Below are 5261 nucleotides of genomic sequence, written 5' to 3'. Positions count from 1 at the left end.
CGCCAGCAGAATGCCGAGCCCTGTATAGAACGTCGCGGTCATTGCGCCGTAGGGCACCAGGCGGGCGTCGGTGGCGGCAAGCCCCGCCGCAACACCGCTGGTCGTGCCAATCATGCCGCCGAAGATCATCGCCGAGCGCGGATTATCAAGGCCGATAAAACGCGCTGCCATAGGCGTGGCGATCATGGTGAGGATTGACTTGACCAACCCCGCAGCGATCGATAACGCGACCACTTCGGAACTCGCGCCCAATGTTGCTCCGGTGACGGGACCAACGATGTAGGTCACCGTTCCCGCGCCGATCGTAGTGATCGCCACCGGATCGGTATAGCCGAAGCCGACCGCTACCAGGCTACCCGCGATGAAAGACACCACTACTCCAGCGAACAGCGCCATGACGCCACGCATACCGGCCTCGCGCACCTCCTCGAAGCGCACGCCGTAAGCGGTAGCGATGATGGCCAGGTCTCGCAACATACCTCCGCCCATCAGCCCCAGGCCGGAGAGAAGGGTGATATCGGCGAGACCATCAGACCCACCAGTGACCTTCCCACCCACATAGGCCAGCGCCAGGCCAAGTATGATGGCGATAGCCGAGCCATGTAGCTTGCCACGGGTAAAGCGTTCACTGATCCAGTAGGCGAGATACATGGTAAAACCGATGACAGCGAAGGCCGCCACCAGATGATACTTGTCGACAAGCTCGTACAGTGACTGAAGCATGGGGCACCCTCCTCAGCGGCCGGCGACATGAGTTGTCAAGGACTCGGGGCACGACTCATCGGCGCCCATGGCAACGCGCGAGCTCGAACGTCGACCCGCGAATACCGGCACCATCGCCAGCCCCAGCACAACTGCCAGCGCACCGCCAAGAAGTGCCACCAGCCCACCACCGAAAGCCGCAGCCACGTTCTGGCTGGCAGCCATGGCCACTACGATAGGGATATACATGGCATTCCAGAACTTGATGCCACTGACGGTGGCATCGGGCAGTTTGCCTCGCGTTTTGAGATAGCCCGTCACGAAGATCAGTAGCAGCATGGCAATACCCACACCGCCCAAATTGGCATTGATGCCCAGTAATTGACCCAACAGGTCTCCGATTACCAGGCCTATCATCATGCATCCGGCCAGTAAGGCCACTCCGTAGATCACCATGATCATTTCCTTCTTGTCGTTGTAATCGATCCTCGGGAGCTCCCGAGCATTAGCGTGCTCCTCGTCGTATCTCCGCACGACTAGGAAGCCCGGCTGCCAGCCAGGCCCTGGGCCGTATCACACGGCTGTTTCGTCCGCCTCCTTCACGGTATAGATGTCGGCATAGACGTTACGCAGTTGGTTCTTCTGTACCTTGCCCATCACGTTGCGCGGCAGTGCCTCGATCGTGAATATCCGCTTGGGTTGCTTGTAGCGTGCCAGCCGATCGCTCAAGACCGACTGAATGCTTTCCTCTTCGGGGGGCGCTTCACCCTCGCGGGCCACGATCACGGCCGTGACACCTTCACCCAAGTCCGGATGCTTGACGCCGAACACCGCCGACTCGGCGACGCCTGGCAACTCGTCGATCAGTTGCTCGACCTCTTTCGGATAGACGTTGTAGCCGCCAGAGATCACCAGATCCTTGTCGCGCCCGACGATATGCAGGTAGCCGTCGTCGTCGATCAGCCCCAGGTCACCGGTAATGAAGAAGCCGTCGTCGCGAAACTCGCTGCGGGTCTTCTCGGGCATCTGCCAGTAGCCCTGGAAGACATTGTCGCCCCGCACCTCGACCAGCCCGGTCTCGCCACGGGGTAAATCGGCACCGCTCTCGCGGTCGGTGATACGCGCTTCACTACCCGGCAGTGGAAATCCAACCGTGCCGGGACGTCGCTCACCGTCGTAGGGATTGGAGGTGTTCATGTTGGTTTCGGTCATGCCATAACGCTCGAGAATGACATGGCCCGTCCGCTCACGGAATTGATCATGCGTCTCGGCCTGCAGCGGTGCAGAACCAGAGACGAAAAGCCGCATGCTGGCCACGGCATCACGATCCAGCCGCGGGGACTGGAGCAGCCGGGTGTAAAAAGTTGGCACCCCCATCAACACCGTGGCTCGAGGCATCAGATCGAGCAGTTTTTCGACATCGAGCTTGGGCAGGAAGGTCATTGAAGCCCCTACCGTCAGTACGATGTTGCAGGCCACGAACAACCCGTGCGTATGGAAGATCGGCAGTGCGTGCAGCAGGTGATCATTGGCGGTAAAGTGCCAGGCCTCGGACAGCGCCCGGCTGTTGGAAGCCAGGTTGGCATGGCTCAGCATGGCGCCCTTGGAGCGCCCGGTAGTGCCCGAGGTATAGAGGATCGCCGCAAGGTCGGAGGCCTCGAGACTGGCGATATCCGTCATTGGTTCGGCGATGGCGGCGCGCTCCATTAAACTACCATCACCTGCCGTACCCAGGCTTTCTACGTGGACGACCAGGCCCTCTTGGTAGAAGCGTTTGGCATCCGCCTCCCACTCCGTTGGGCACACGTAGATCTGTGGCGCGGCATCGCTGAGAAAGTACTCGATCTCGGCACCGGTGTAGCCGGTGTTGAGCGGCAGGTAGACCGCTCCGGCTTGCAGGCAGGCCAGATACAGCATGATCGCCTCAGGGCTCTTATCGACCTGTACCGCGACTCGATCGCCGGGCTGAACATCAAGGGACTGAAGCACACCCGCCAGACGCTGTGAGGTGGCCAGCACCTCGTCATAAGAATAGCGACGCCCCTCGGGGGTATCGATCAACGTCTTGTTCGGCGTCGCACGGAAGTGGGCCTCAAACTGCAGGAACAGATTGTGATTCATATGGCGTCTCCTGGGAGTCGTCGGGGGTATCAGACGTCGACGAGGGGTTCCAGCAATGGCTGGGCTCGCCTTGCCTGGCGCTGGATCTCGGTGGTGCAAATCACGCTGCCCTCACGGGTGTAGGCCTCGTGGTTCTGCTCGATGCGGTCCGGCTCGTAGCGATAATTGACCATCAAGCCATGGGCTTGACGGCAGCCCTTGGTGGAGATGTCGGCGGGCCAGTTGAGTCGATGCAGGCTCGCCCCGTTGCCCAGGTGAAAGCGCGCCACAGGGTCACGTGGCAAGCCTTGGCGCTGCTTGGCCTGGGTGAAATAGTGAGCGGCCAAGGGCAAGAGTTCGGACTCGAGCACTTCCCGAGCCTGCGGGTCGTCACGCCAGCGAGTCTCATCAAGGGCAGTGGCGGCGTCAGTCGTCAGCCGACACTCGCCAGCCTCGCGCCGTTCCGCCAGCCATTTGGCAAAGCCCGGCACCGGCGACAAGGTCACGAAGTTGTCGAGTTCGGGCAGCTCTCGGCGTAACTCATGCACTACCTGCTTGATCAGGAAGTTGCCGAAGGAAATCCCTTTCAGCCCGGCCTGACAATTGCTAATGCTGTAGAAAACCGCCGTGTCGGCATCTTGGGGAGCCACTTCGTCGCCACCGGACAGTAGTACCTGAATGTTGCCCGGTATCCCGCGACACAGCGCCACCTCGACGAAGATCAGCGGCTCGTCGCCGATGGCCGGATGGAAGAAGGCGTAGCACCGTCGGTCCTCTGGATCAAGGCGCTGGCGCAGGTCGTTCCAGTCCTGAATCTCGTGCACAGCCTCGTAACGGATAAGTTTCTCGAGCACCGCTGCCGGGGTATTCCAGTCGATGCTCTTTAGTACCAGAAAGCCACGGTTGAACCAGGACGCGAACAGATGCGCAAAATCCTCGTCAAGACCGGCCAGCTCCGGCGACTCGCCGAGATGCGCCTGCAGGTCGGCGCGCATTTTGACCAGCTCATAAGTACCACCCGGGCAAAGGTTGAGACGGCGTAGCAACTCTTGACGCGGAGGTTCGCAGGCCTCGATTAGCGCCCGCAGGTCGGCTTCACTTTCTCCCTCGCGATAGGCCTCGTAGGCGGCGTGGATCGCCTCGGAACTAGCACCGTGGCGCTCGGCGAGTTTGGTCAGGAAGATACGACGCTCGTCGGCATCCAGCTCGGCATAGCCCGCAAGCAATCGTTGGGCAACCAGTATCTGCGATGCCTCACCGCCGCCACCGGTCAGCAGGACATCACACGCCGAAATGAGGCCATCGACGCCGGATGCCACTGTTTCCCTCCCATGCTGTGAAGCCCGATCGCTCCCTGGGCGCTGACGTGCCCGCCGAGCCACACTCGACAGCAGATTTTCCAGGAAATCCATGTTCATCTTCATGCTGCGCCCTCCAGAAGCCTAAGCCGTCTCTGTCGATGACGTTGATTCGGATCATGGATACATGATACCGAGTTGTTATATATAACAAATAGGCGCAAGATATACCTATGTCAAGCGGGAGGACAGTCAATGAGCAAGGTTTCCCAAGCGCAGCGACTGCGCGACCTGCTGGAAGACGCCATCATCAAGGGACGCTATCCGCCCGGCGCACGCCTCGACCCGGAAGCACTGGAGCGGGAATACGACTGTTCACGTACGCCGGTCCGCGAGGCGATCCAGCAGCTAGCGATGTCAGGGATGGTGGAGGTGGTGCCGAAGCGCGGCACCTTCGTGACAAAGCTCAGCGTGGCCGAATTGGTGGAGCGCTTCGAAGTGATGGCCGAACTGGAGGGTATGTGCGCTCGACTCGCGGCGAGACGCATCGGCTCAGAAGAGCTGGAAGCGCTGCACAAGGCTCACGAAGCATGCCGACGCATGGCCGAGGCCGGCGACGCCAACGGCTACTACTACGAGAACAGCATCTTCCATCAGCGCATCTACGAGGCCAGCCACAACGCCTTTCTGGCCCAGGAGGCCACGCGCCTGCATGCGGTGCTGCAACCCTACCGCCGCATGCAGCTGCATCTGCGCCACCGCCCGGAACGCTCCCTGGCAGAACACGAGGCAGTGCTTGCCGCTATTGCCGCGGGTGACGAGCAACATGCCGAGGCCGAAATTGAGGCTCATGTTCAGATTCAGGGTGAGCGCTTCAACAATCTGGTCGCCTCGGTGCAACAACTTCAGCAGACCGGAAGCGACTGAGCATGAACGCCAACGGCGCCCTGGAGGCGCCGTTGGCGTTTGGCTCGCATGAGCATTTCAGAGTGCTCGACGCACTCGGCTCGACACTCTCTACTCTATTCGATACTCCTTCTCGGTGACTTGCTACAAGTCGATACCCAGCAACTTGGCGCCGTAGCCCCATAGCAGCACTGTCACGCCAAGCAGTACCTCGAGCACCAGCACGCCAATGCCGAGCGTCGAACCGGTGACGAT

The 5261-nt window shown here is 60.7% G+C and carries 5 protein-coding genes; 1 reads left to right on the top strand and 4 read right to left on the bottom strand.

Annotation, left to right across the window (positions count from 1 at the left end; all coding sequences use genetic code 11):
• The 4 genes from madM to OP496_RS16490 form a co-directional block, all read right to left on the bottom strand.
• Positions 1-723, bottom strand: a 723-nt coding sequence (gene madM / locus OP496_RS16505; protein ID WP_280564879.1) for a malonate transporter subunit MadM, incomplete at its 3' end; no start/stop codon positions are given.
• Positions 724-735: 12 nt separating this feature from the next.
• Complete coding sequence (gene madL / locus OP496_RS16500; RefSeq protein WP_280564878.1) at positions 736-1158, bottom strand: malonate transporter subunit MadL; 423 nt, start codon at positions 1156-1158, stop codon at positions 736-738.
• 117 nt (positions 1159-1275) lie between these two features.
• Positions 1276-2823 (bottom strand): malonyl-CoA synthase, encoded by a 1548-nt coding sequence (locus tag OP496_RS16495; protein WP_280564877.1) that lies wholly within the window; start codon positions 2821-2823, stop codon positions 1276-1278.
• A 29-nt stretch (positions 2824-2852) separates the two neighbouring features.
• On the bottom strand, positions 2853-4220 hold the full coding sequence (locus OP496_RS16490; protein WP_280564880.1) for a malonyl-CoA decarboxylase: 1368 nt from the start codon (positions 4218-4220) through the stop codon (positions 2853-2855).
• Positions 4221-4355: 135 nt separating this feature from the next.
• On the opposite strand from OP496_RS16490, the gene OP496_RS16485 reads away from it, so the two are divergent.
• Positions 4356-5027 carry a GntR family transcriptional regulator gene (locus tag OP496_RS16485; protein WP_280564876.1) on the top strand — a complete coding sequence of 224 codons (672 nt, stop codon included), beginning with the start codon at positions 4356-4358 and terminating at the stop codon, positions 5025-5027.
• The last annotated feature ends 234 nt before the right edge of the window (positions 5028-5261 follow it).

The sequence above is a fragment of the Chromohalobacter sp. 48-RD10 genome, from assembly GCF_029889785.1.
Lineage (GTDB): Bacteria > Pseudomonadota > Gammaproteobacteria > Pseudomonadales > Halomonadaceae > Chromohalobacter.
The sequence above is the reverse complement of the archived record's forward strand: the minus strand, read 5'-3'. Positions and strand labels throughout refer to the sequence as shown.

Bases quoted from the DNA above. Each gene is read 5' to 3' on its own strand.
- OP496_RS16490 (WP_280564880.1), bottom strand. From the start codon at position 4,220: ATGAACATGGATTTCCTGGAAAATCTGCTGTCGAGTGTGGCTCGGCGG.
- OP496_RS16485 (WP_280564876.1), top strand. From the start codon at position 4,356: ATGAGCAAGGTTTCCCAAGCGCAGCGACTGCGCGACCTGCTGGAAGAC.
- madL (WP_280564878.1), bottom strand. From the start codon at position 1,158: ATGGTGATCTACGGAGTGGCCTTACTGGCCGGATGCATGATGATAGGC.
- OP496_RS16495 (WP_280564877.1), bottom strand. From the start codon at position 2,823: ATGAATCACAATCTGTTCCTGCAGTTTGAGGCCCACTTCCGTGCGACG.